This window comes from Sorangiineae bacterium MSr11954, from assembly GCA_037157815.1.
GTDB lineage: Bacteria > Myxococcota_A > Polyangia > Polyangiales > Polyangiaceae > Pendulispora > Pendulispora albinea.
In genome coordinates this window covers 11055766-11079248 of the sequence record CP089984.1, presented here as the reverse complement: position 1 = coordinate 11079248, position 23483 = coordinate 11055766, and the positions used below count along the sequence as shown (strand labels likewise).

The window sequence follows — 23483 nt, the reverse complement described above, 5'->3', positions numbered from 1 at the left end:
CCGTGAGCGAAGGCAGTTCCACGTCACGCAACGGAGACGCCGCCTCCCCAAACAGCGGGCCGGTAAGCCCGGCATCGACCTACGGAAGCGAAAACATCACCGTGCTCGAAGGGCTGGAGGCCGTTCGCAAACGCCCCGGCATGTACATCGGGGACGTGCACGATGGCTCGGGGCTCCACCACCTGGTGTGGGAAGTGGTTGACAACGCTGTCGACGAGCACCTGGGCGGGTTCTGTTCCCGCATGGACGTGACCATTCACTTCGATGGCTCCGTCACGGTGGATGACAATGGCCGCGGCATCCCCACCGGCATCATGGCTGCGCGCGGGGTGAGCGCGGCGGAAGTCGTCATGACCGTGCTGCACGCCGGCGGCAAATTCGACCACTCGAGCTACAAAGTCTCGGCCGGTTTGCATGGCGTGGGTGTGAGCGCCGTCAACGCCGTGAGCGAGTGGTTCAAGATGGAGATCAAGCGCGAAGGCCACGTGCACTTCCAAGAGTACCGTCGCGGTGCTCCCCTCGCGCCGCTCGCGGTCATCGGCGACACCGACAAGACCGGCACGAAGATGACCTTCAAGCCGGATCCGGAGATCTTCAGCACCACGGAGTTCAGCTACGACGTCCTGGCGAGCCGCCTGCGCGAGCTGTCGTTCCTCAACGCGGGATTCATCATCACGCTCACCGACGAGCGCGACCCCAGCGGTGGAAACATCGCCGCGAGCGAGGGGCAGAACCGCCGCGAGGTGTTCGAGTACAAGGGCGGCATCCGGGAGTTCGTGGAGCTGCTCAACAAGGCCAAGGAGCCGGTGCACGACAAGGTCGTGTACATCAACGCGGAGCAGCCGCAGGAAGACGGCCACCCCATCGGGGTCGAGGTCGCGCTGCAGTGGAACGCCAGCTACGCCGAGCAGATTTACTGTTACACCAACAACGTCCACAACAAGGACGGCGGCACGCACCTCACCGGTCTGCGCGCGGCGCTCACCCGCGTGTTCAACACGTACGGCACCGCGCAGAACCTCTTCAAGGAGGTCAAGAACGGGCTGTCGGGCGAGGACATCCGCGAGGGTCTCACCGCGGTCATCAGCGTCAAGCACCCGGACCCGTCGTTCGACTCCCAGACCAAGTCGAAGCTGGTCTCGAGCGAGGTCAAAGGCATCACCGAGGCGGTCATCGGTGAAAAGCTGGGTCAATTCTTCGAGGAGAACCCCTCGACGGCGCGCAAAATCATGGAGAAGGCCATCCTCGCCGCCAAGGCGCGCGAGGCGGCCCGCAAGGCGCGCGAGGTCGTCCGAAAAGGGGCGATGGACATCACGAGCTTGTCGGGCAAGCTGGCCGATTGCCAGTCGCGCAACCCCGAGGTGGCCGAGATTTACATCGTCGAGGGAGACAGCGCCGGTGGCTCGGCCAAGCAGGGCCGCGACCGCAAGTTCCAAGCGATCCTCCCGCTGCGCGGAAAGATCCTGAACGTGGAGCGCGCGCGCCTCGACAAGATGATCTCGTCCGAGCAAATCGGGACGTTGATCACGGCGCTGGGTTGCGGCATCGGCTCACCCGAGAGCGGCGGAACGTTCGACATCGAAAAGCTCCGCTACCACCAAGTCGTGCTGATGACGGACGCCGACGTCGACGGAAGCCACATCCGCACCTTGCTGCTCACGTTCTTCTACCGGCACATGCCGGAGATCATCGAGCGCGGGTACCTCTACATCGCCCAGCCGCCGCTCTTCCGCGTGCGCCGCGGCAAGAAGGACACGTACCTCAAGGACCAGCCGGCGCTCGACCGTTACTTCCTCGAGCACGGCGTGCGCGATCTGGCCGTCCGCTCGTCGCGCGGCCCCACGGTCTCGGGCGAGCCGCTGCTTCGCCTGGCCGAGCGTCTGCGCATGTTCCGTCGCGCGCTCTCGAAGATCGACCGACGCGCCGACGCGCGCATCGTGGCCGCGGTGCTTCGCGCCAGCGGCATTGGCAAGAACGAGATCCGCGATCGGGCCAAGGTCGAAGGGGCCATTCCGAAGGTGCGGGAGCTCCTGGAGAAGAAGTACCCGGACATTTTCCCGCTCACCATCGACGTGGGCTGGGAGACGGAGCACGGCTCGGCGCGCATTTCGGTCGTCCCCCGCCCCGGCTCGGCCGCGCGCCCCACGGTGGTCGATTGGAACCTGGTCGAGTCCGCGGAGTACGAAGAGCTCTACGCCATCGAACAAGACGTGCGCTCGCTGGGCCCAGCGCCCTATTTCGTGCGCGATCTGAGCAAAAGGAGCGCGGCAACGGAGGACGTGGCGGCCGAGGGCGAAGAGGCCGAAGAGGGCGCGGCCGCCGAAGAAGCGGGTGCCTCGGAGGCGGTCAAGGGCGAGCGGGAGATCGAAGACCCCGATGCGCTCTGGATTTACATCGACGAGCGCGGTCGCAAAGGCTTGCAGCTGCAGCGCTACAAGGGTCTGGGTGAGATGAACGCCGAGCAGCTCTGGGAGACCACGTTGGATCCCAACGCGCGGGTGATGCTGCAGGTGCGCCTCGACGACGCGGTGCAGACGGACCAGATCTTCAGCATCCTCATGGGCGATCAGGTCGAGCCGCGGCGCGAGTTCATCGAGGACAATGCGCTCAACGTGAAGAACCTCGACATCTGACGATGCAACGTCGCCGTCGGCCCGCGGCTATGGCTGCGGGCTGGCTGCAGCGCGACGAAAAAGACGACCCGCGGTCTTACGGCTGCGGGTCGTTTGCTTCCGAGCGTGGCAGGAAGAGGCGCCCGATCGGGAGCTCGACGGCTTCGAAGGGGGGGACGCGGGCGGTTTCGGAGTCGTCGAAGGTTCCGGCATCCACCCAGCGCTCCCCTTCCAAGGTGAGCGTCTCGAGGGTGCGTGCGATGGGATCGACGATCCAATAGTGACGCACCTGGTGCCGAGCGTAGATCCTGCGCTTGGTGACGCGGTCGTGCGCCGTGTTCGAAGGGCTCAGAATCTCGCAGATCCAATCCGGTGCGACAAGGATGGGGCGAACGTCGCCGGGGTCAGGCAATCGCTCGCGTCGCCAGCCAGCAAGATCGGGTCGTACGACGTTGGGGCCGAGCTGGATATCAATCTCGAGAAAGATCCACCAGCCACCGGGCCCGCCGGAACCATCGTCGTCATCGAACGGCCTCCCGATGAAACTGCCGATCGCTCGTTGCGATTTCGAGTGTCTCGGCAGCGCCCCCGGCATCGTTACGATGTGGCCGTCGATGATCTCGGCCCGCACGTCCTCGGGCAGAGCGAGCAGGTCCGCGTAGGTGGCCGGGCGGCGAGCATGAGCAGCCATGTTCGTTACGATACCACGCCTTCCGACATGCGGCCCCTTTCGCCGGCCGATCCTTGACGGCCTTTGCCTGCCCATGCCGGCGCTACACCCGGCGTGCCACTTGCTCTTGCGACGTTGGCGGCGGGACTTATCTTGCGCGCAAAACCGACAATCGAAGAGAGGACAGCCCATGCGTCCCGACCGTATGACCACGAAGAGCCAAGAGGCATTTCGCGAGGGCCTCGATTTGGCCGCGCGACGAGGAAACCCCGAACTTTATCCCGAGCACATCTTGCTCGCGATGCTCCAGCAAGAAGGCGGCGTGGCCGGGCCGTTGCTGCAGAAAGCCGGCGCCGATCCCGCGCAGTTGGCCGCGGCGGCGGAGCGCCGGTTGGACGGTTTTCCCAAGGTTTCGGGCGGCGCCGAGCCAGGTCTTTCACGCCGGACCTTGGAGATGGTGCGCCGCGCCGAGGACGAAGCGAAGTCGCTCAAAGACGACTTCGTATCGGTCGAGCACTACCTGCTCGCCATGGCCAAGAGCGATCGCGAGGTGCAATCGCTCTTGGAGCAATCGGGTAAGGTCAACTACGACCGCTTGCTCGCGGCGCTCGCCACGGTGCGCGGGAGTCAACGCGTGGTCGACCGCGATCCCGAGGGGAAATTCCAAGCGCTCGACAAGTACACGCGCGACCTCACCGACGCCGCCCGCAAGGGAAAGAGCGATCCGGTGGTGGGACGCGACGAAGAGATCCGCCGCGTGATGCAGGTGCTCTCGCGCCGCACCAAGAACAACCCCGTCCTCATCGGTGAGCCGGGCGTCGGCAAGACCGCCATCGTCGAGGGCATCGCGCAGCGCATCGTGCGCGGCGACGTGCCCGAGTCGCTGAAGAACAAGCGCCTGGTGTCGCTCGATATGGGCGCGCTGGTGGCGGGCGCGAAGTACCGCGGCGAGTTCGAGGACCGGCTCAAGGCTGTGCTCAAAGAGGTGGAGACCGCGGCAGGACAGATCGTCCTGTTCATCGACGAGATCCACACCATCGTCGGCGCAGGCGCGGCCGAAGGATCGATGGATGCCGCGAACCTCTTGAAGCCCGCGCTGGCGCGCGGAGAGCTGCGCTGCATCGGCGCGACCACGCTCGACGAATATCGAAAACGCATCGAGAAGGACGCCGCGCTCGAGCGGCGCTTCCAGCCGGTGTTCGTGTCCCAGCCGACGGTGGAGGACACCATCGCCATCCTGCGCGGCCTCAAGGAGCGCTACGAGATTCACCACGGCATCCGCATCCAAGACGCGGCGCTGGTGGCGGCGGCCACCCTCTCGGATCGGTACCTCACCGAGCGCTTCCTCCCGGACAAGGCCATCGACTTGATCGACGAGGCGGCCGCGAAGATCAAAATGGAAGTCGACAGCATGCCGTCCGAGATCGACTCCCTTCAGCGCAAGGTGATGCAGCTGCAGATCGAGCAGCAAGCGCTGAAGAAGGAGCGCGATCCGGCCTCCAAGGCGCGGCTCGAGGCTGTGGGCCGGGAGCTGGCGGAGCTGGAGGAAAAGTCGAGCGCCATGCGCGCGCAATGGCTCCGCGAGAAGGAGATCATCGAGCAGATTCGGAAGGCGCAGCCGGAGCTGGAGACCCTTCGCGCCGAGCAGGAGAACGCGGAGCGCGTGGGCGATCTCGGTCGGGCCGCGCAGATCAAGTACGGGAAGATCCCCGAGCTCGACAAGCGCATCGAGGAGCTGCGGCGCACCTTGGGCAAGGTGCAGGAGAAGACGTCGTACTTGCGCGAGGAGGTCACGGACAACGACGTGGCCGCCATCGTGTCGAAGTGGACGGGTATCCCCATCACCAAGATGCTCCAAGGCGAAATGCAGAAGCTGCTTCACATCGAAGAAGCCCTGCGCAAGCGGGTGGTCGGCCAAGAAGCGGCCGTGGAGGCCGTGGCCAACGCCGTGCGGCGCTCCAGGGCCGGTTTGGGCGACGATCGGAGGCCCATCGGGAGCTTCCTCTTTCTGGGCCCCACGGGCGTCGGCAAGACGGAGCTGGCGCGCGCGCTGGCCGAGTACCTGTTCGATGAAGAGCGCGCCATGTTGCGCCTCGACATGAGCGAGTACATGGAAAAGCACACGGTTTCGCGCCTGATCGGCGCGCCGCCGGGCTATGTCGGCTACGAGGAAGGCGGCCAGCTCACCGAGCCCGTGCGTCGCCGTCCCTACTCGGTGGTCCTCTTCGACGAGGTCGAGAAGGCCCACGCCGACGTGTGGAACGTGCTCCTCCAGGTGCTCGACGACGGCCGCCTCACCGACGGGCAAGGGCGCACGGTCGACTTCAAGAACACCGTGATCATCCTGACGAGCAACATCGCCTCCGCGCAGATGCAGGCCATCGAAGCGCGCGGAGACTTTGAGCCGGACGACAAGCGCGAGCTGCTCCGCCGTGCGGCCATGGATGAAGTGCGCAAAGCGTTCCGGCCGGAGTTCGTGAACCGGCTCGACGAGATCGTCGTGTTCGAGCCGCTGAAGCGCACCGAGATCCGGTCCATCGTCGACATCCAGCTGCGACGCTTCCAAGCGCGGCTCGATCGGCGCGACCTGAGGGTCGAGGTGACCGATGCGGCCAAGGACTACCTCGGCGAGGTGGGCTGGGATCCGCAGTACGGCGCCCGCCCGCTCAAGCGCGCCATGGTGCGCTACCTGGAGGATCCACTGGCGAAGCGAGTTCTTGCGGGCGATTTTCCGGCCGGAACGACCATCCTCGTGGACCGCGGGAGCGATGGGCTGACATTTCGATCCGAGATCCAAAATTAGTTGGCGGGGCGGAAATGCGTTGTGTGTCGCTTGAGACACACACGCCCCCCACCGGTTGCTTCACAGGCGTTGGGTCGCGGTGGCTTCGGGCTCGCAACTTGGTTCCAGGTTGCGGGCCCGAAGCACGTCTGCCGCAAAACCTTCGGGCTTTTGGCGCGTAGAAACAGCATGCGCGAAAGGAACCGAGTGGTTTCCAAGAGTGGCACGCCTTTCGCAGAAGTAGTCGGCGTTCCCATGGCATCCCGCAAGCGAACGGTGAATGGCAAGTTGCCCCGGGTCGCGCGCATCGCGCGCCTGGCGCAGAAGAACGTCTCGTGGATGGCGATCCTCGCCGCCACCACGTTCGGTGTCGACGCTGCCGCAGCCACGGTGCACGCCGAGGTTCGTGCAGCGGACGGAGGACTTCGAGATCTGCGGGCCGACGAAGATTATCGGCTGATCGTGCAGACCTACGATGGACATCGCGATCCGCATCGTCCCGGTGCCAAGCCCGTTGCGTCGATGCAACGCGCGGTCACCGCGGCCGAGTTGCGCCAGGGCGTGCGGATCGACTTGGTGGAGCTTCGTGACCATCAGGTGACGGAGCGTGCCCAGGCGCCGGTCGTCGTCGCCTGGATCGAACGCGGCCGCCCGGATCTGGAGTTCGACGGGCGCATGGCGCGTCCCTCGGCCGACGCCTTGAGCGGAATCGCGCGCGCATCGCGCGACGGCGACCGTACACACGTTACACTCGTGTGACGTTGGTGTTGTCGGGGCGGGTCGCGCGAATCATGCGCACCCGCCGCTCAAAATCGCGCGTTGCTTCAGGTGTTAGAAACACACCCCCGAAGCGGGCCTCGAGATAGAGCTCGGTCAGCGCGAAAATTTCGTCGGCGAGCGGATGTTGGTTCCTGCGCAGATGCTCCGCGTGGGCGAGCGGTGGAAGCGCCGCAGGCCGTCCGATGCCCTGCGCGGAAAGTGCGCCATCGAGGGCACGGTAGAGGGCTGCGGCGCTCTCCAGGCGCTTCTCGGTCGACGTCTTGGGCCCCGCGCGCTCCGTGGTTCGCCTTCCCCGCCGGCGGCGCTTCCATAGAATGTACGCGACGAACGAGGCGAGGAGCAGGAGCGCGGCCAGCACGGGTGCGCGCGTGAGGTACCCGAGCGGGCCGTGATTGAGCCCCGTCTGCACGCGAAACCGCTCGTAGCGGCGGGTGGCGTCCTCGAAGAGGTGCACCTGCGTGCGCAGATCGTAGCCCACGACATAGCGGTTCCACCGTTGCGAGAGCGCCTCCACGAGATCGCGCATGTAGACGACGGCGCCCGTGGTGTCCTCGAGCGGCTGCGCGCCGGCCGGGGGTGTTGGATCGAACGTGTGCCACCCGGGGTGGAGCGGATCGTCGATGTAGACCTCGACCCACGAGTGCGCGTCGGCCTGGCGAACGGCGTAGTAGCGGCCGAAGCGGTTGTACGTTCCGCCGACGAAGCCCGTGACATTGCGGGTGGGGATGCCGATCTCGCGGAGGAGGACGGCCATGGCGGTGGAGAAGAACTCGCAGTGACCGCGCTTGGACTCGAAGAGGAAGTGGTCGACGGGCTGCTTGGTCCCGCCCGACGGCGATCCAAAGTCGTATTTGTACGTGGTGCGGAGCTTCTCCTCGACGACCTTGGCCTTGGCGAAGTCGTTGGGTAGCTCGTCGGTCCACTCGTGGGCGAGCATGGAAAGGCGGGTCGGGAGCCCGGGCGGGAGCGCGAGGTAGCGCGCGCGATCGTGCAAGGAGAGCGATTCGGTGATGGGCTCGCGGTCCTTGGCGAGGAAGGCGTCGTAGCGAAGGCCGCGCGCGTTCTCGCCGGAGTAGCGCACCTCGCCCTCGGGGCCGCGCTGGAGCGCGAGCGCGTCGGCCAAGATGGGCTGGCTCGGCGCATGGAGCTGCAAGGCGATGGTGCGCGGCGGCAGGAAGACCACCGGCGGATCGAGCGACTCGAGGTCGAAGGTGACGCGGCGATCGTGCTCGGGGTCCGGGGTGCGGACCAGCGGGTACATCTCGGAGCCGGGCAAGGCGCGGTCGGCCACGCGTCGTTCGGCCTGCGTGCGAAGCCATGCGCGGCCGTCATAGGCGTCGAAGGCAGTCCCGCGGAGGCGCAAGACCATGCGCGAGGGCCGCGGCTCCGGAAGATCCGGCACATCGAACCGAAGGGCGACGGCCGACGAGAGATCCGTGCGGAGCGCGCCGACGTCGCCCAAGTCGACCCGGTCGGAGAAGCCGACCATGCGCCCGGGGCGCGGGTGGTTCAGGAGAAGGAGCGACAGCCCCACGCGGGGAAAGAGGACGAAGAGGGCCGCCGTAAAGAGGAAGATGGGGACCGAGATGAGGCACGTGGACGCGAGGAACCCGCGGCCCACCACGCGCCGGCTGCGCAAAATGCGGGGGACGTCGACCGGGAGCCCGGTGCGATCGCGCGCGCCTTGACGGTAGTTTCCTTCGACCTCGCGGCGCAGGTGGCTGAGCACCAGCGCACCGGGGGCCACGACGAGGAAGCCGAGGAAACAAAGTCCGTAGGTGAGCCCTCCGCCGAGCACCGTGCCGGCGACGAAGTGCAGGAGCGCCAGGACGATGATCTGCTGATCGTGCGCGGCCCCGCGGCGGGTCGCGAGGCGTACGATCTGGAGGAGCGCAGCAAACTCGACGGAGACGTCGAGCATGGGCCGGCCGGCGACGAGGCGCGCGGCTTGAATGACGAAGATGACGAGCGGGCCGGCGGAGGCGAGGTGGCGCAGGGCAGGGCGGCTTTGCCAGCGCTCGGGGACCAGGAGCGCGCCGATGAGACCAAACATGAGCAGCGCGTTGGTCCACGGGCTGAGGGCCGCGGTGCTCACGATGGCGAGGATGCCCAGGGTGGCCAGGGCATCGGTCATCAGGCGGTGAACGAGTCCGAAGCGCATCGTCAGGTCTTGCGGCGGGTGGCGAGGCGCGTGGAGATCGAGGGCACCAGCGCGAGAAAGCGGAGCACGGGGTCGGCGCCGGCGCATCGGTCGCTTCGGGCCACATCGCCGGAGCTGGTTCGAATGGCGACCGAGTCGCCGCGCTTCAAATGCGCCACCGCGCGGGATGCCACTTCGCGGATGCGGCGCTCGAAGCGAGCATCCCAATCGTCGCCGGCGTTCTCGGGGCGGGAGGTGTCGAGGGTGAGCGAGACGTCGGGGCGGGCCTCGCGGGCGCGCTCGCGGAGGACCTGCTGGCCCACGGCGGCGGTCTTCTTCCACTGGATGTCGCGCGGGTCTTCGCCGTCGCGCATCAAGCGGAGGCCGAGAAAGTCGTCGCCGTAGCCGCGGCCGAACGTTCCATCGGTGCCGGGGACGCGGCCGAGCGGGTGGGGGCGGAGCTTCACGGGGTCCACGGCGGGGTAGATGATCAGCTCACCTTCGGCTTTGATTTCGCGCGACTTCTCGAAGAGACCAAAGGGGAAACGCGTGGCAATGCGGAAGCCGATATGAAGATCGCGACCGCGTTTGCTGGGCGTTCGCCGGTACGCGGCTACTTGCGCGGATGTGGGGCTGATTTTGAGGAAGAAACAGCGTTTGTCGGCGGGCTGCCCCGAGCGCAGATCTTCGACCTCGATGGCGTACGACGGGACGCGCTTTTTATGATTGTAAACTTCGATTTCGACCAGGTGTGCGCGGCCGACTTGGGCGCGAAGCGGGAGGCGTCTCAATACGGTGAGATCGCGCAGAGAAATCTCGCTCATGACGCCGCTGACGACGATGAGCGCGAGCAGCATTCCCAGGAGGAGATAAAGGAGATTGTTGGCGGTATTGATGGCCGCAAATCCGACGCCAAGGGTAATGCCGACGAAGAACTTTCCCTCGCGTGTGAATTTGAGCTTCCGCGGTGGAACGAAGAAATGACGGATGCGTCCCCAAATGCCGGTGGGCGCGGGCGGCTCGTTGACGAAGGTGCGCAGAGGAGGCGATGCGTGGAGCGCGTCGGGGCGTCGGGGATCGCGACGCGGGTCGCGTGCCGGGGGAGCTGGCTTGGGGGACGTGGAGGCCGCGGTCGAGGGCGGTGATCCGGCCGACGCCGGCGCCGCGGCGGAAGTCGGTGCCGCGGCGGAAGGTGGTGCAGCCGCGGAAGGCGGTGCAGCGGCGGAAGGCGGTGCAGCGGCGGAAGGCGGTGAAACGGGAGAATCGGGTGTCGACGGCGCAGACGACGGTCGCCCGAGCGAGGCAGACGACGCGGTCGATGCGGGCGCCGTCGAAGCGGCCGACGGTCGTCCGAGCGAGGCAGACGACGCGGTCGATGCGGGCGCTGTGGAAGCGGCGGACGGTCGCCCGAGCGAGGCAGACGACGCGGTCGATGCGGGCGCCGTCGAAGCAGACGGCTCGCCGGCCGCGGCGGCAGCCGACCCCGAGGGCGACTCACCCGACGCCGGTGCAGGCGCCGCCGACTCGGGCGCCGTCGAAGCGGCCGACTCGTCCGACGCGGCGGCGGCCGAACTCGCCTTTGGCGAGGGTTCCGGGGTCGACGTGGGAGCCGCGTTCGGGGGCATGGCGCAGAGGCGGATCAGAGAGGAACGGGAACGCGACCGATGATTTCGCGGAGCGCCGTTTCGGCCTCGTCGCGCGTGGGCATGAAGCCCTCGGCGTGGGTGGCGAGGCGGATGCGATGCGCCAGCACGGGGACGGCGAGATCGTGGACGTCATCCGCGATGCAGTAGTTGCGACCGCGCAGGAGAGCACGGGCACGCGCGGCGTTGGCGAGCGCGATGGCCCCGCGCGGGGATGCGCCGAGTGAGAGGGTGGGCGCGGTGCGGGTGGCTTGAATGAGCGCGTGCAGGTAGCTGCCGAGGGCGTGATCGAAGGCGACGCGGTGCACCTCGCGCTGCAGCGCCACCAGGCGCGCGGGATCGAGGACGACGGAGACGTCGCGCGCGGTGTCGGTGTGGCCTTCGAGCAGGAGGCGCATTTCGACCTGCGGGGGCGGGTATCCGATGCGAACGCGCACCAAAAAGCGATCGAGCTGCGACTCGGGGAGCGGAAAGGTCCCCGCGAAATCCTGCGGATTTTGCGTGGCGATGACGAAGAACGGGTCGGGCAGGGGCATGGTCTGCCCGTCGAGGGAGACCTGGCCCTCGTTCATGGCCTCGAGCAGCGCGGACTGGGTGCGCGGGCTGGCGCGGTTGATCTCGTCGGCGAGGAGCACGTTGGCGAAGACGGGCCCCTGGCGAAGGACGAACTCCCCGGAGCGCTGGTCGTACACGGAGACGCCGAGCACGTCGCTGGGGAGAAGATCGCTTGTAAACTGCACACGGCGCAGCTCGCCACCAACGGAGCGGGCGAGGGCTCGCGCGAGGGTGGTTTTGCCGACGCCGGGTACGTCTTCGATGAGCAGGTGCCCGCGCGCGAGCAGCGCGACCAAGGCAAGCTCGACGGCGTCATGCTTCCCTTCGAGGGCGCTTTCGACCGCGTGGCGTAGCTTCTGGAGTGTCGGCAGCTCGTTGGAGATCACCGCAGCCGCAGCGGTCATAGGCTGAGAATAGCACGTCCCGCGAACGAACACGGCCTCGTGCGCCGTTTCGTGAAGTCGATTGGAAGGTTGCGCTGCGATTCCAGTCAGGCGAGGCTCTGGCGCGTGTCGTTATCCGTCGAGCTCCGCGGGGTGACCAAAACGTATGGGCCGGTTCGTGCGCTGGTAGGGGTCAATGCGCGCTTCGAAGGGGGGCGCGTGTCGGTCATCGAGGGGGCGAACGGGTCGGGAAAATCCACGCTGCTGAGCATCCTCGGCACCCTGGCCCGCCCGACCTTGGGCGAGGTCGACCACGGGGCGCTGGGGAAAACGAACGCCGAAGTGCGCGCGGTGCTCGGGTGGGTCGGCCACGAGACGCTCGCCTACGGCGATCTGTCGGGCCGCGAAAATGTGATGCTGGCCGCGAAGCTGCGCGGCATCGAGGCCGAGCGAGGATGGCGCGAAGCATGTGAACGCTTCGATCTTGCGTCCTTCGGCGATCGTCCCATTCGAACGTACTCCCGCGGACAACGGCAGCGCATCGCGGTGGCAAAAGCGCTGGTGCACGCGCCATCGTTGGTCTTGCTCGACGAGCCCACCGCGGGCCTCGACGCGCGCTCGACGGAGCGGCTCGAGCGCGTGGTGCGCGAAGAGGCCAAACGCGGCGCGGTCGTCATCCTGGTGACCCACGATCCGGCGTTCGCGCGCGTGGGCGATGTGCACGTGCGGCTCGAACGCGGTCGCGTGGTGTCCTAGCGGGTCCTAGCCGCCGATCGCTTCTTCGAGGAGGCGCGCGCGAACGTCGTTTTGGGATCCCATGGGCACGTACCAAGGACACGAGACGTGCATCGCGACGACCCGGCCCGTATCGCGGATGCGCCGGACCGCGGCGAGAACGGTGGATGCGGAGGGCCCGTGCGGGGCAGGGAAGCGAAGGCCGGGGAGCTCCTCGGGATCGATGACGTCGACATCGAAGTGAATCACCAAGGGTCCGTCCGGAAGGATGTCCGGGCGAATTTCATCGACCTGGCACCGGCGAACGCGGCCGGTCGCTAAGTAGTCGCGCTCCGCCGGGTCGAGATCGCGCGCATCGACGAGCGTCGCGCGCTCCTCCGGAATGGCGCGCAGCCCGAGGTGGTGCGCCGCGAGCTCCGGGTGACCCCCGAGCACGAAGCGAAGCGCCATGCCGCCGAGATAGCCCGAGGTCGACGTGTGAAGCGCGTGCATATCGCCATGCGCGTCGAACCAAACGATGGCGGGATCGGCGCCCGTGCGCTGAACGCCCGCAACGATGCCGAGGGAGACGAGGCAGTCGCCCGACACGACGATCGGCATCGGCGTCGCCCGCCGCGAGTCGTCCGCGCGCGCGTGAATGTCGCGCTCGACCGCATCGGCCACCGCCGTGTAGAGCGCACGCAAGCGCGGCCAAAGCTCGCCCTGGGGAAGCTCGGGCGCGACGGTGGTCACAGCACGACCGGGCGCAAGGGGGAAGCTCGCGCCGGCGAGACGCTCATCCTGATGGTACGGAACGAGAAGAATGCTCATGGTGCTCGGGGAGGCGAGGGTACACGTGCGAGACGCGTCCAGGTGAAGGTACCTCAGCCTTCCACCCACGAAAACGTGAAGTCGTTGCCCGAGCAACAGAGTACGAAAATCCATCGGATTTCGCGCAAACGCATGGCTTCGGATACGTTGACCGCATGGGAAACGGAACGGAGTACATCGCGGCCGCGGACCGCTACGAGCGCATGACCTACCGGCAAACGGGGCGAAGCGGGTTGAAGCTACCGCTGATTTCCCTTGGCCTGTGGCACAACTTTGGAGGCGACCGGCCCTTCGAGACGGGGCGCGCGATCGTGCGGCGCGCGTTCGACCTCGGGATCACGCACTTCGACTTGGCGAACAACTATGGCCCGCCGTACGGGTCGGCCGAGGAGAACTTCGGGCGGCTGCTCACGGAGGACCTGCGTCCGTACCGGGACGAGCTCGTGATCTCGACCAAGGCCGGTTACGACATGTGGCCCGGCCCGTATGGCAACTGGGGCTCGCGCAAGTACCTGCTCGCGAGCCTCGACCAGAGCTTGGCCCGCATGGGGGTCGCGTACGTGGACATCTTCTACTCCCACCGCTACGACCCCGACACCCCGCTGGAGGAGACGATGGGCGCGCTCGATGCCGCCGTGCGGCAGGGTAAGGCCCTCTACGCCGGCATCTCGTCGTACTCGCCGGAGAAGACGGCGGAGGCCGCAAAGATCCTACGTTCGATGGGTACGCCGCTGCTGATTCATCAACCGTCGTACTCGATGCTGAACCGGTGGATCGAGCGGGAGCTGCTCGACGTCTTGGCCCAGGAGGGCGTGGGGTGCATCGGCTTCTCGCCGCTGGCGCAGGGGATGCTCTCCGACAAGTACCTTACGGGTATCCCCGAGGGCTCGCGCGCCAGCCGTCCGAGCTCACTGGGCTCCACGATGCTCTCGTCGGAGAACCTGGCGAAGATCCGCGCGCTGGACGCGGTGGCCAAGAGACGCGGGCAGAGCTTGGCGCAGATGGCGCTCGCATGGTCCCTCCGCGACGCGCGGGTGACGTCCACCCTGATCGGCGCGAGCTCGGTGGCCCAGCTCGAGGAGAACGTGGCGGCGCTGCAGAACCTCCGCTTTACGTCGGAAGAGCTGTCGGAAATCGACCGACACGCGACCGAGGCGGGCATCAACCTCTGGGCGCGCTCGAGCGAGTCGTAGTCGCCGCCACCGCGGTGCGGATGCCTACGCGAAGAGACGGTTGAGGAAGCCGCTCAGCTTGAGGTCATTCGCGAGAACGTCGATGGGGGCGCGGCGCAAGGTCCCGAGATAGGGCACGGAGGTGACATAGCCAATCTCGGGGCCATTGAGGCCGGTGGAGGCATCCGGATGTTCCGGCATGACCAACGTGATGCCGGTGAGCGGTAGTCCGAGCGCCTCCGCCGCGCGGGTGGTGGCGGCGATCTCGTGAAGGACGCCGCTTCGATCGGGTGCGACGAGGAGGATGCGCGGCAGGGAGTCATCCTGGGTGGCAGGGCCGCTGGCGGGTGTCTCGCCCGGAGGAAAGGAGTCTGCGCGCGACCAGCTGGTGGCGGGGAAGCTATCGGAGGAGACAGCCGCCGAGGAGGACCAGGTGCCCGAGGTCGTGCCAGGTGCATCGATCACGGCGGCCGGGCTGCCTGCAGCGCCGGACTGGGCGGTGACCGCGATTTGTTGGGTGAGCGGAGCAGCCTGGAGCGCGGCCGTGGCGGAAGCGCGAACGGCGGCATGGTGGATGGCCAGCGCCAGGTCGGCGTTGGTCTCTTTGGAGTTGAGCGGGCTAAAGAGACCGCCGGCCAGCTCGACGAGGACCATGTTGAGGTCCAGCCCGTCGAAGAGACGAAGGGCGTCCAGGACGGGCTGGAGCTCGAGGGAAATTCCGGCGCGGCGGGCGGCGAGATGGGGCGAGAGCGGCTCGCGAAATATGTAGACGGGGTCGAGCCAACGTTTCACGTGAAACGCTGAGACGGCGGCGAGCTGCCCGGAATCGGTATAATCGCCGCCTGCCGGCTCGATGCCCGTGTCGATGGGTTTGAAGGCGGCGACGCGCAGCTTCTGGGCGGCAAAGGAGCGCGCCAGTGCGCAGGTAAGATGCGTTTTTCCGACGCTGCTACCCGTGCCGGTGACGACAATGCGTTTCAAGGCGAACCCCCCCTTCGTAGACCGAAGCCCCTTACCTAAGGATTGGGCTCTTCGAGAGAAGTGGCAAGGACAAGGCTAAGAGCCCGGATGGCGTTTTCAATGTGGGCATCGGTGTGACGTGCGGTCACCGTCAACCGGAGCCGCGAGGTCCCAATCGGCACCGTGGGCGGTCGAACCGCGTGCACATGGAGGCCATGGGCGGCCAAGGAGCTCGCCGCCGCGACGGCTGCGGCGGCGTCGCCGATGACGATGGGAAGAATGTGCCCGAAGCCCAGGACCGTGAGGCCCATCGCGTCGAGGGACTCGCGGAGGTGGTTGGCGTGCGAGAGGACGGTCCGCCGCCGCCAAGGCTCGGCGATGGATTGGTCGAGCGCGCGCTTGGCGCTGGCCGCGAGGGCAGGGCTGATGCCGGTGGAGAAGACAAAGGAGCGGGCTCGGTTCCAGAGCCATGTGGTCAAGGTTCGGCATCCGGCGGCGAACGCTCCGCTGTGTCCAAACGACTTGCCCAAGGTGCCCATGAGAACATCGGGGACGACACCGACCTCGGCGCATCGGCCGCGTCCATCGGGGCCAAAAATGCCAAGGGCGTGCGCCTCATCGACGATAAGGGCGGCTCCGGTGCGGTCGCAGAGGGCCCGCAGCGCAAGGAGGTCGGGGGAGTCGGCATCCATGCCGTAGTAGGACTCCACGACGACCCAAACTCTGCGGGTGCCGGCCTCGTCGATGGCGCGTGCCACGGCCTCGAGATCGAGGTGGGGGGTGACGACGACCTGGGCGCGTGAGAGGCGACAGCCATCGATGAGCGATGCGTGGTTCAAGGCGTCGCTGATGATGACATCGCCCGGCTGAGCGAGCGCGGCGACGGTTCCAAGGTTGGCGGCATAGCCGCTGGAGAAGAGGAGCGTGTCGTCGGTGCGGAGCCAGCGGGAAAGGGCGCGCTCGAGATCGCCGTGGGCGGCGCGCTCGCCGGCAAGGAGGCGGGAGGCGCCGGCGCCGCGGGGGGTGTGCCCCGTGAGGGGGGCGCTCGCAAGGCCAAGGTAATCGTTGGAGCAGAAGGAGACGGAGGTCGGGTCGAGCGGGGCGTGGCGCTCACGGAGCAGGTCGCGACGCCGGAGATCGTCGATGGCGTCGGAGAGATGGGCCAGGGCAGGGGGAACCTGGCTGGAGACGGGAATATCGCTATCGCCGAGAGAATGTTTCACGTGAAACATGGCCGGGGCCTCCTCGTCGTCGTGGGGATCGACTCCCCGGCCCTGGCTCTCTGCGCCACCATCCACGGATATCATTCGGAACGTGCACCTTCCTCTTCCGCGGTGTTGGACTCGAGCGCGTTGTCGATCCGCAGAAGAATGCGTCGAAGAAGATCTCGAACTTTGACCTCGAACACTCGCCGTCGCGCCCGTTCTTGCTCGAGGTCATGCGCAAGCGCGATCGCCGCGAGGACGATCGTTTGATCGGCCGGCGCCCGCCCGCGGGGGGTGAGCTCGGCAACTTTGGCATCGACCGCTGCGGCCAAGCGGGTCAGTTCGGCTTCGGACGAGGTGCTGTGCACCTTGTAGCGTTGTCCGCCGATCTGCAGCTGAATGGCGCGACGATCCATCGACCCACCATAGTCCCGCCTGGGCTTTCCCACCACAAACGCGTCAGCGCGCGCCGTCGCGCGTCAGTGCGCGATGGCCTCGTAGAGGAAGATGGCCGGGAGTGCAAAAAGCATCAAATCCAGTCGTGCGCCAATGATGACATCGCCCTGGTGGCCGTCCCCCAAGCCGTAGCGGCCGGAGACGAAGAGGCCGTTCTGCATCTCATACGTGGAGTGGAAGTTGTACCCCATGGCCCCAAAGAACAGGGTCGTGGAGACGCCCCCCTCCCAACCCAGCGATGGGGCTCGACGGGCGTAGGCGCCGCCCGAGAGGATCACGGGAAACGACGAGAAGATGGGGAGCAGCACCGAGGCGCCGCCGCCCGTCTCCAGGGTGTCGAAGGCGGCGGTCAGCACTTCGACGAAGGGGCCGACGCCAATATCGCGCTCGCTGTTTCGAAGGAGAAACAGGTCGCCCCGGGCGCCGAGGTGAAAGGCGGAGTGGGGGCCGTCGTCCAAGCGGAGATCGGTGACGGCGCCGCCGATGGTCGCGCCTGTGCTGATTTGCGGTGCCGCTTGCGCGGGCCCGGAGGTCCAAGTGATTGCGGCGAGATACAGCGCGACCGTGGGGAGGGTTCGCCGGGTGAGCACGGGAGGGCGATGTTCCACCGCTTCCGCGTTGCGGGCAATGAATTCGTACACAGTCGTCCGCGCGGGGGTGCGGAAGGTGTGTCGCGAAGGCCGGTAGGGCGCGCAAGCGCGCGCGAGCGGCGCGGGGCTTTGAAGACGCCCGTCGCCGGTGCCGGAACGTACGCGGGAAAACGTCACGTGGACTCCAGGTGCGCGCCTGCTGCACACGCCGGAAAGGCCCCCGCCGCAGGTGCCGGAAAGGCGCCCCGCGAACATCGTGCCGGCTCGAACGCATCCGTCGGCGGCCGCAAATGCTCGAACGCGCCCGTCGTGCCGCGGGCGCGGAGCCAGGGTGTCGTCGTTACTCGGTGACCGCCCAGCGCAGCTTTTCGCTGGTGATGTCTTGCACGTGGGACTGGCCAGCGGTGGTCGCGAAGGGCACGCGGATGCTCCCGCCGCGGCGCTTCTTGTCGCTGCCGAGGAAGCGGAAGGAGGCGGAGAGCTCGGCGGGGTCGATGTGCGTCGGGAGGTGTAGCCGCTCCAGCAAGGTGCGCACGCGGGTGACTAGCTCCGGGGAGGTCAGCCCCAGCTTGGCGCCGGCCACCAGCTCGAGGACCGTCCCCAGCGCGACCGCCTCGCCGTGGCGGTAGCGTGAGTAGCGGCCGTTCGCCTCGATGGCGTGGCCCAAAGTGTGGCCGAAGTTGAGCAGAACGCGCTGCCCGGCCTCGCGCTCGTCGTCGCGCACGATGCGCACCTTGGCGAGGATGGCGCCGCGGACGATGGGCACCAGGCGGTCCAGGGTCCGTGCGGATAGCTCGCCCGCCGCTTCGATGGCGTCGAGCAAGGGAGCGTCGGCGATGGCGGCGATTTTCACGACCTCCGCCATGCCGCAGGCAATCTCCCGCTCCGGCAAGGTGGTGAGGTGCGCCAGGTCGACGACCACGGCCCGCGGCTGATGGAAGCTGCCGATGACGTTCTTGCCCACCGGGTGATCGAAGCCGGTCTTTCCGCCCACCGACGAGTCGACCATCGAGAGGAGCGTGGTCGGAATCTGGACGCAATCGATGCCGCGCAACAAGGTCGACGCTGCAAAGCCCGCCAAATCGCCCACCACCCCACCGCCAAACGCAACGACGGCCGCGTTGCGGTCGATGCCCGCACCCAGGCCTGCATCCCAGATGGTGCCCACCGTCGGCAGCACCTTCTGCTCCTCGCCCGGTGGGAGCGACACCCGGGTCTGCGGAAGGGTGAGCGGGTGAAGCGCGGCCTCGAGCGCGCGCCCGCGGGCTCGCTCGACATGGGCGTCGGTAACGACCAGAAGCGAGGACGGCGCGAGGCGGGCCAGCGCGTCGGTGACCCGCGCGGGATCGTCCAAGGTTACGTCGACCACATAGGTTCGCTCGCCGAGCGGCACCACGATGGGGTCGCGCTGGGCCAGGTGGACGATGGCATCGACCAGGGCGTCTGCGTCGACGTCGTCGGTCTGCAGGGTCGCGTGGCACTCCGCGTAGGCCGCTGCGCGCGACTCGAGCAGGTGGCGCACGCGCGCGGCCGGATCGGGGGCCATCAAGTTGGGGCGGCCGGAGGTATCCCCGGCGCGCGCCACGATCGTCTCGGGACGGGCGGCGAGGGTGACCACGATGGCCCGCTCCAGCGCGAGATGGCGGACCTCGCGCGAGGTGACGGTTCCGCCGCCGAACGCGATCACGCGGGGGGTGCCGTCGAGCAGCAGGGAGCGCGCGACCTCGAGCTCGCGCGCGCGAAAGGCCGCCTCGCCGTCGTCGCGGAAGATCTCCGGGATGGACTTGCCGGCCGCCTTGGTGATGACCGCGTCGGTGTCGACGAAGGGAACACCGAGCCTCGCCGAAAGGCGCGCACCGACGGTGCTCTTGCCCGTCGCCATGAATCCACTCAGCACAATCGAACGCACGTTGTTCACTCCTGGCCAAGAAGGGGTCGCTCGCGCGCGGTGACCGTCCCCGCATTCGCGAGAGGGCGCGGTCCGTGCGATTCTCTCGAGGTGGGCCCGCGAAATCGCGACATGATCGGAAAGTCGAGCGTAGTCCGCCCGGGCCGAAGTTCCTACCCGGATGCACCCGCGCCCGTCGAAAGCGACGCGGCCCGCAGCCTCGCGCTCTCCGTCACCACCACCGCCGATGGCGTGGCTCGCTTCGCCGTTCATGCGCGACCGCGGGCTCAACGAAGCGCCATCGCCAGCGTGCGCGACGGCGTGCTCGACGTCCGCATCGCCGCGCCGCCCGCCGACGGTCTGGCGAACCAGGAGCTCCTCCGCTTTCTCGCCGAGGTGCTCGGGGTCGGCCGGCAATCCGTTCGGCTGGCGCGCGGGGCGAGCTCACGCGAAAAGCTGGTGGAGGTCACCGGTCTCTCGCCGTCGGAGATCGAGCGGCGGCTCCGTCCGAACGCTCCTTGAGCGCGCGCGCAAATCCGAGCGCGCCGCGCGGATGCGATCCGTGCCGCAACCGCAAAATGATCGTACGCTCGGGGATCCGTCATGGACTTCGACAAATACCAAGGCATCGGCAACGACTTCATCATCGTGGACGCCCAGAGCGATCACGACGTCTCCCCCGAACAGGCGGCCCAGCTCTGCGACCGCCGCTTCGGCATCGGCGCCGACGGAGTCATCCTGGTGCTCCCGCCGCGCGAAGCGAACCATGCCGCCCGGATGCGCGTGCTCAACGCCGACGGAAGCATCCCCGAGATGTGCGGCAACGGCATTCGCTGCATGGCGCTCCACGTAGCGCGCACGCGTCCTGCCGTCGGTGCGCAACACCAAGTGGTCTACGAGACGGACGCCGGCCCGCGGACGTGCGCGGTCGGGCTCACCCCGGACGCGCTGGGCGCCGACGTCACCGTCGGCATGGGACCCGTGCGCATCTTGGGCGATCTTCGGCTCGGGCTCACGGGTGAGCCCTCCGAGTGGGCCGAGGTCGACCTCCTCGGCGTGGACGTTGGAAACCCGCACGCCGTCTCGCTCCGGCGACCCAGCGCCGCCATCATCGACCGCATCGGCCCCCGGCTGGCCACGCACGAGGCGTTTCCCGAGGGCGCCAACATCGGCTTCGCCGACGTGAAAGATCGGAGCTTCATCGACCTGGTGGTATGGGAGCGCGGCGTCGGCCTCACGCTCGCGTGCGGAACCGGCGCCTGCGCGGCGGTGGGCGCGGCGTGCGCGCGCGGTCTCGCCTCGTGGGGCGAGCCGGTCACGGTGAAGCTCCCGGGCGGCCAGCTCACGATTTGGGTCACCGCCGAGGGCGGCCCTGCGCGCATGCGCGGCCCCGCGCGGCACGTGTTCTCGGGTCGCGTGGACGTCGGGGGGTGAGGGGGATGGCGTCGGCCCTGCGCATGCCGCCGTTCGTGCCGATGTCCGTGCTCGTCGTTTGCGAGGACCCGGAGGAGCTCCGCACGTTCCAGCAAAGCGCCGAGCACATGGGCGATCGCGTGACCGGCGCGCGCGATCTCGCGGAGGCCATCGCGCTCGCGGCGAGCCTTCGGCCGGAGCTCGCGTTCGTCGACGTGACCTTGGGGGAGGGGACCGGCTTGTCCCTGGTGCACCACCTGCAAACCGCGTCGGAGGGAACGACCATCTATGCGATGGCGCCCTCGCCCAAGCTCGACATGGCGCTGGAAGGCCTCACCTTGGGGGCGACCGGCATGGTGACCTTGCCCACCACGGGCGACGCCATCCTGCGCGCCATCGGCGAGGTGCGCGAAAAGCGCGGAACCATGCGGCACCGCGAGCTCCTGGAAGCGCAGCTCGCGCACTCGCGCACGTCGATCGAGGCCATGCGCCACCTGGTCAAGCTGGCCGTGCGCGGCGCCATGCCCGAGCTGATGCGCGCCATCGCCGACGCCGTGGTGGACGTGGGCGGCGCGCACGCCGTCGCCGTGTATCAGCCCGAGGGCGCCACCATGGGCCGGATCGCGTCGTCGGGGACCTCGACCGCCCCGGAGATCGCGGCCCCGCCCGACCTCGAGCGGTTCGGCGCCGCCAAAGGCCGCGAGACGTTTGCGCTGGGCCCCGGGGCCATCGTCGTCGAGGGCATCGACCCCGCGCACCGGCCCGCGGTGGCCGATCTGGCGTCGTTTGCGTCTTCCCTGGTGCTGCTCGCCCAGCGCGCGGCCGGCGGGGTGGCGCACGATCCCGAGCCGACCCGCTTCGAGACGGTGGCCCGATTTCGCGAGCTCCTCGCGCGCGAGGTCGAAGACGCCAGCCGCCATGCGCGCAAGGTCTCCACCGTGTGCGTCGTGCTCTCCGATCCGCTCGGCGCCATCCGCCGCCCGCTCAAGCTGAAAGAGGCCTTCCGCCCCATCGCGCGCGCGGGCGACGTCCTCGGCCGCGACGAGGGCGACGACGAAGTGTGGCTCCTCTTGCCCAACACCGGCTCCCTCAGCGCGCAGCTCACGCGCCGCAAGATCGGCTTCGGCGCCGTGGGCTCGGCCACCTTTCCGCAAGACGCCGCCACCGTGGACGACCTGATGAAGCTCTCGCGAAAGCGCGCCGAGCTCTCCTTGCGCTCCCCCGTGCGCATGCTCGACCTCGGCCGCAAAGGCCTTCGCGCCATCGTGGAGGCGCTCTTGGCGAGCCCCCTGCTCGACGCCGGCGACGGCTCCCCATTTCCGCTCGACCTCGCCGTCCCCGCCGCGATCTCCTTGGTGCACCATGCATGCATCGAAGCGAGGCGCGGCGGTCCCATCTCCGTGATGGTCTCCGGGCCCCATGGCGTGGGCTTCGCCGCGCCCGTGCGCGAGGCGTGCACGGTGGCCGGCGAGCTCCACGACGTGGTCGAAGTGGACCTCCGCGGCACGGGCGACGAAGGGGTCGACGTGATCGTGGTCACCGCCGCGCACGGCACATGGACGTGCTGCGGCGTTCTCCAGCGCGATCGCTTCAAGGCCGTTCACGCCGCCGATGTGATGCTGGCGGATCTCCTTGCCCGCAAGCTCTCCGAGAAGCTCGCGGCCATGGCGCATCCGGCGCACGGGGTGGGTGCATGAGCGGGGGTCGCGACCCGATCGCGACCTTGCGTGAGTTCGTTCGCGCGAAGAAGACGGGCGCGCTCGCGATCCGCGACGGAAAGACCGTGGCCGAGGTGCGCCTCTCCGCGGGCAACATCGACGACGCCACCGGCTTTGGCGCCACCGGTGAAAAGGCGCTCTACCGCGCCCTCTCGCTCGCCGGCGCGGCCTGGAGCTTCGAGCACGGGGCGCCAGGCGCGCGCCGCATCCGCACCCCCACGGAGCAAATCTTGAGCAGCGCGCCGCGGGTGCTGGCGGAGATGGAGCGCCTTCGCAGCGCGTTCCCCGATCCGCACGAGCGCCCGCTCCTCGCAGTGGAGACCGATCCGGCGCTGCCGCTGGCCATCAGCACCTCGGGCCGGGCGCTGCTCGTGCACGTGCGCGCGCCCATCCTGCTGGGCGCGCTGCTCGACCGCGTGGCGGCGCCGGATCTCGAGATCCTGGCGGCGCTGCACGAGCTCGAACGAACGGGGCGCGTGATCCTGCTCGCCTCGCCCAAAGAGCGCATCCCGCTGGGGACCGACGAGGAGCTCTCGAACCTCGCGCGCTCGGTGCGGCAGCGGAGACGTTTGCAGGTCGGGGGCGCGGTCCGGATCGTCTTCGCGGGCTCGCCGCATCGCCTGGCGGTGCTCGCGCACGGGGCTTCGTGCCTCGAGGGCGCCTCGCCCTTGCCTCACGGGGCGCCGGCGGTCCCCATGCCGCACCCGGTGGCGCGCCTCCCGTTGCACGGCGACCTTCCGCTCGAAATCGCGCTCTGCCCGCTGGTGCCCGCCTATTCGCCGCTCTGGCCCATGGCCATGAAGGGCACCTTCGCCGTCGTCCGCGTGGACGAGGCCGCGGAGCACCTCATCGACCCCGCGTGCGAAGCCTCGGGACTGCGCCCCGTGGACGCGCGCGAGCTCGTTCCCAGCTACGATCCGACCCGCGTCGCCGACGTGGCCAAGCTCGTAACCCGCGCGCTCGCGCGCTGA

At 68.2% G+C, this 23483-nt stretch carries 20 protein-coding genes; 10 read left to right on the top strand and 10 right to left on the bottom strand.

All coding sequences use genetic code 11. From position 1 onward, the window contains the following. Window positions 1-95 precede the first annotated feature (95 nt). Window positions 96-2633: a DNA topoisomerase (ATP-hydrolyzing) subunit B gene (gene gyrB, locus LZC94_43440; GenBank protein ID WXB20322.1), complete on the top strand. Its 2538-nt coding sequence runs from the start codon at window positions 96-98 to the stop codon at window positions 2631-2633. A gap of 76 nt (window positions 2634-2709) precedes the next feature. Here gyrB and LZC94_43435 read toward each other — a convergent pair whose 3' ends face one another. Then, the gene (locus tag LZC94_43435) at window positions 2710-3303 is read right to left on the bottom strand and encodes a Uma2 family endonuclease (protein WXB14666.1); all 594 of its coding nucleotides are present in this window, start codon (window positions 3301-3303) and stop codon (window positions 2710-2712) included. A gap of 169 nt (window positions 3304-3472) precedes the next feature. Between LZC94_43435 and clpB the strand changes: the two genes are divergently transcribed. Together clpB and LZC94_43425 are read left to right on the top strand one after the other, a co-directional pair. Beyond that, on the top strand, window positions 3473-6085 hold the full coding sequence (gene clpB / locus LZC94_43430; protein WXB14665.1) for an ATP-dependent chaperone ClpB: 2613 nt from the start codon (window positions 3473-3475) through the stop codon (window positions 6083-6085). Window positions 6086-6319: 234 nt separating this feature from the next. Next, window positions 6320-6823 carry a hypothetical protein gene (locus tag LZC94_43425; GenBank protein WXB14664.1) on the top strand — a complete coding sequence of 168 codons (504 nt, stop codon included), beginning with the start codon at window positions 6320-6322 and terminating at the stop codon, window positions 6821-6823. On the opposite strand, the gene LZC94_43420 is transcribed toward LZC94_43425, so the two are convergent. Together LZC94_43420 and LZC94_43415 are read right to left on the bottom strand one after the other, a co-directional pair. Further along, window positions 6810-9005, bottom strand: coding sequence for a DUF3488 and transglutaminase-like domain-containing protein (locus tag LZC94_43420; protein ID WXB14663.1), 2196 nt, complete (start codon window positions 9003-9005; stop codon window positions 6810-6812). The two genes, LZC94_43425 and LZC94_43420, sit on opposite strands and share 14 nt — an antisense overlap. A 2-nt stretch (window positions 9006-9007) precedes the next feature. After that, complete coding sequence (locus LZC94_43415; GenBank protein WXB14662.1) at window positions 9008-9841, bottom strand: DUF58 domain-containing protein; 834 nt, start codon at window positions 9839-9841, stop codon at window positions 9008-9010. Window positions 9842-10094: 253 nt separating this feature from the next. Here LZC94_43415 and LZC94_43410 point away from each other — a divergent pair, with 253 nt between their 5' ends. Then, window positions 10095-10652 (top strand): hypothetical protein, encoded by a 558-nt coding sequence (locus tag LZC94_43410; GenBank protein ID WXB14661.1) that lies wholly within the window; start codon window positions 10095-10097, stop codon window positions 10650-10652. On the opposite strand, the gene LZC94_43405 is transcribed toward LZC94_43410, so the two are convergent. Then, the gene (locus tag LZC94_43405) at window positions 10624-11586 is read right to left on the bottom strand and encodes a MoxR family ATPase (GenBank protein WXB14660.1); all 963 of its coding nucleotides are present in this window, start codon (window positions 11584-11586) and stop codon (window positions 10624-10626) included. The genes LZC94_43410 and LZC94_43405 overlap by 29 nt on opposite strands. A gap of 105 nt (window positions 11587-11691) precedes the next feature. Between LZC94_43405 and LZC94_43400 the strand changes: the two genes are divergently transcribed. Continuing rightward, window positions 11692-12321, top strand: a complete 630-nt coding sequence (locus tag LZC94_43400) for an ABC transporter ATP-binding protein (GenBank protein WXB14659.1) — start codon at window positions 11692-11694, stop codon at window positions 12319-12321. Window positions 12322-12327: 6 nt separating this feature from the next. On the opposite strand, the gene LZC94_43395 is transcribed toward LZC94_43400, so the two are convergent. Further along, the gene (locus tag LZC94_43395) at window positions 12328-13110 is read right to left on the bottom strand and encodes an arginase family protein (protein WXB14658.1); all 783 of its coding nucleotides are present in this window, start codon (window positions 13108-13110) and stop codon (window positions 12328-12330) included. Window positions 13111-13265: 155 nt separating this feature from the next. On the opposite strand from LZC94_43395, the gene mgrA reads away from it, so the two are divergent. Further along, window positions 13266-14303, top strand: a complete 1038-nt coding sequence (mgrA, locus tag LZC94_43390) for an L-glyceraldehyde 3-phosphate reductase (protein WXB14657.1) — start codon at window positions 13266-13268, stop codon at window positions 14301-14303. Between the two features lie 24 nt (window positions 14304-14327). Here the strand turns inward: mgrA and LZC94_43385 are convergent, their stop codons facing one another. The 5 genes from LZC94_43385 to aroB all read right to left on the bottom strand — a co-directional run bounded on the left by LZC94_43385 (window position 14328) and on the right by aroB (window position 19402). Further along, the gene (locus tag LZC94_43385; protein WXB14656.1) at window positions 14328-15263 is read right to left on the bottom strand and encodes a dethiobiotin synthase; all 936 of its coding nucleotides are present in this window, start codon (window positions 15261-15263) and stop codon (window positions 14328-14330) included. A 35-nt stretch (window positions 15264-15298) separates the two neighbouring features. Then, window positions 15299-16549 carry an 8-amino-7-oxononanoate synthase gene (locus tag LZC94_43380; GenBank protein WXB14655.1) on the bottom strand — a complete coding sequence of 417 codons (1251 nt, stop codon included), beginning with the start codon at window positions 16547-16549 and terminating at the stop codon, window positions 15299-15301. Further along, window positions 16546-16863 (bottom strand): cell division protein ZapA, encoded by a 318-nt coding sequence (locus tag LZC94_43375; GenBank protein WXB14654.1) that lies wholly within the window; start codon window positions 16861-16863, stop codon window positions 16546-16548. The genes LZC94_43380 and LZC94_43375 overlap by 4 nt, the downstream gene beginning before the upstream one ends. A 63-nt stretch (window positions 16864-16926) precedes the next feature. Next, on the bottom strand, window positions 16927-17511 hold the full coding sequence (locus LZC94_43370; GenBank protein ID WXB14653.1) for a hypothetical protein: 585 nt from the start codon (window positions 17509-17511) through the stop codon (window positions 16927-16929). Between the two features lie 322 nt (window positions 17512-17833). Then, window positions 17834-19402: a 3-dehydroquinate synthase gene (gene aroB / locus LZC94_43365; GenBank protein ID WXB14652.1), complete on the bottom strand. Its 1569-nt coding sequence runs from the start codon at window positions 19400-19402 to the stop codon at window positions 17834-17836. A 111-nt stretch (window positions 19403-19513) separates the two neighbouring features. Between aroB and LZC94_43360 the strand changes: the two genes are divergently transcribed. The 4 genes from LZC94_43360 to LZC94_43345 all read left to right on the top strand — a co-directional run bounded on the left by LZC94_43360 (window position 19514) and on the right by LZC94_43345 (window position 23483). Continuing rightward, window positions 19514-19903, top strand: coding sequence for a DUF167 domain-containing protein (locus LZC94_43360; protein ID WXB14651.1), 390 nt, complete (start codon window positions 19514-19516; stop codon window positions 19901-19903). Between the two features lie 81 nt (window positions 19904-19984). Continuing rightward, complete coding sequence (gene dapF / locus LZC94_43355; protein ID WXB14650.1) at window positions 19985-20815, top strand: diaminopimelate epimerase; 831 nt, start codon at window positions 19985-19987, stop codon at window positions 20813-20815. A 5-nt stretch (window positions 20816-20820) separates the two neighbouring features. Beyond that, on the top strand, window positions 20821-22491 hold the full coding sequence (locus tag LZC94_43350; protein ID WXB14649.1) for a response regulator: 1671 nt from the start codon (window positions 20821-20823) through the stop codon (window positions 22489-22491). Then, window positions 22488-23483, top strand: coding sequence for a DUF4388 domain-containing protein (locus LZC94_43345; protein ID WXB14648.1), 996 nt, complete (start codon window positions 22488-22490; stop codon window positions 23481-23483). The genes LZC94_43350 and LZC94_43345 overlap by 4 nt, the downstream gene beginning before the upstream one ends.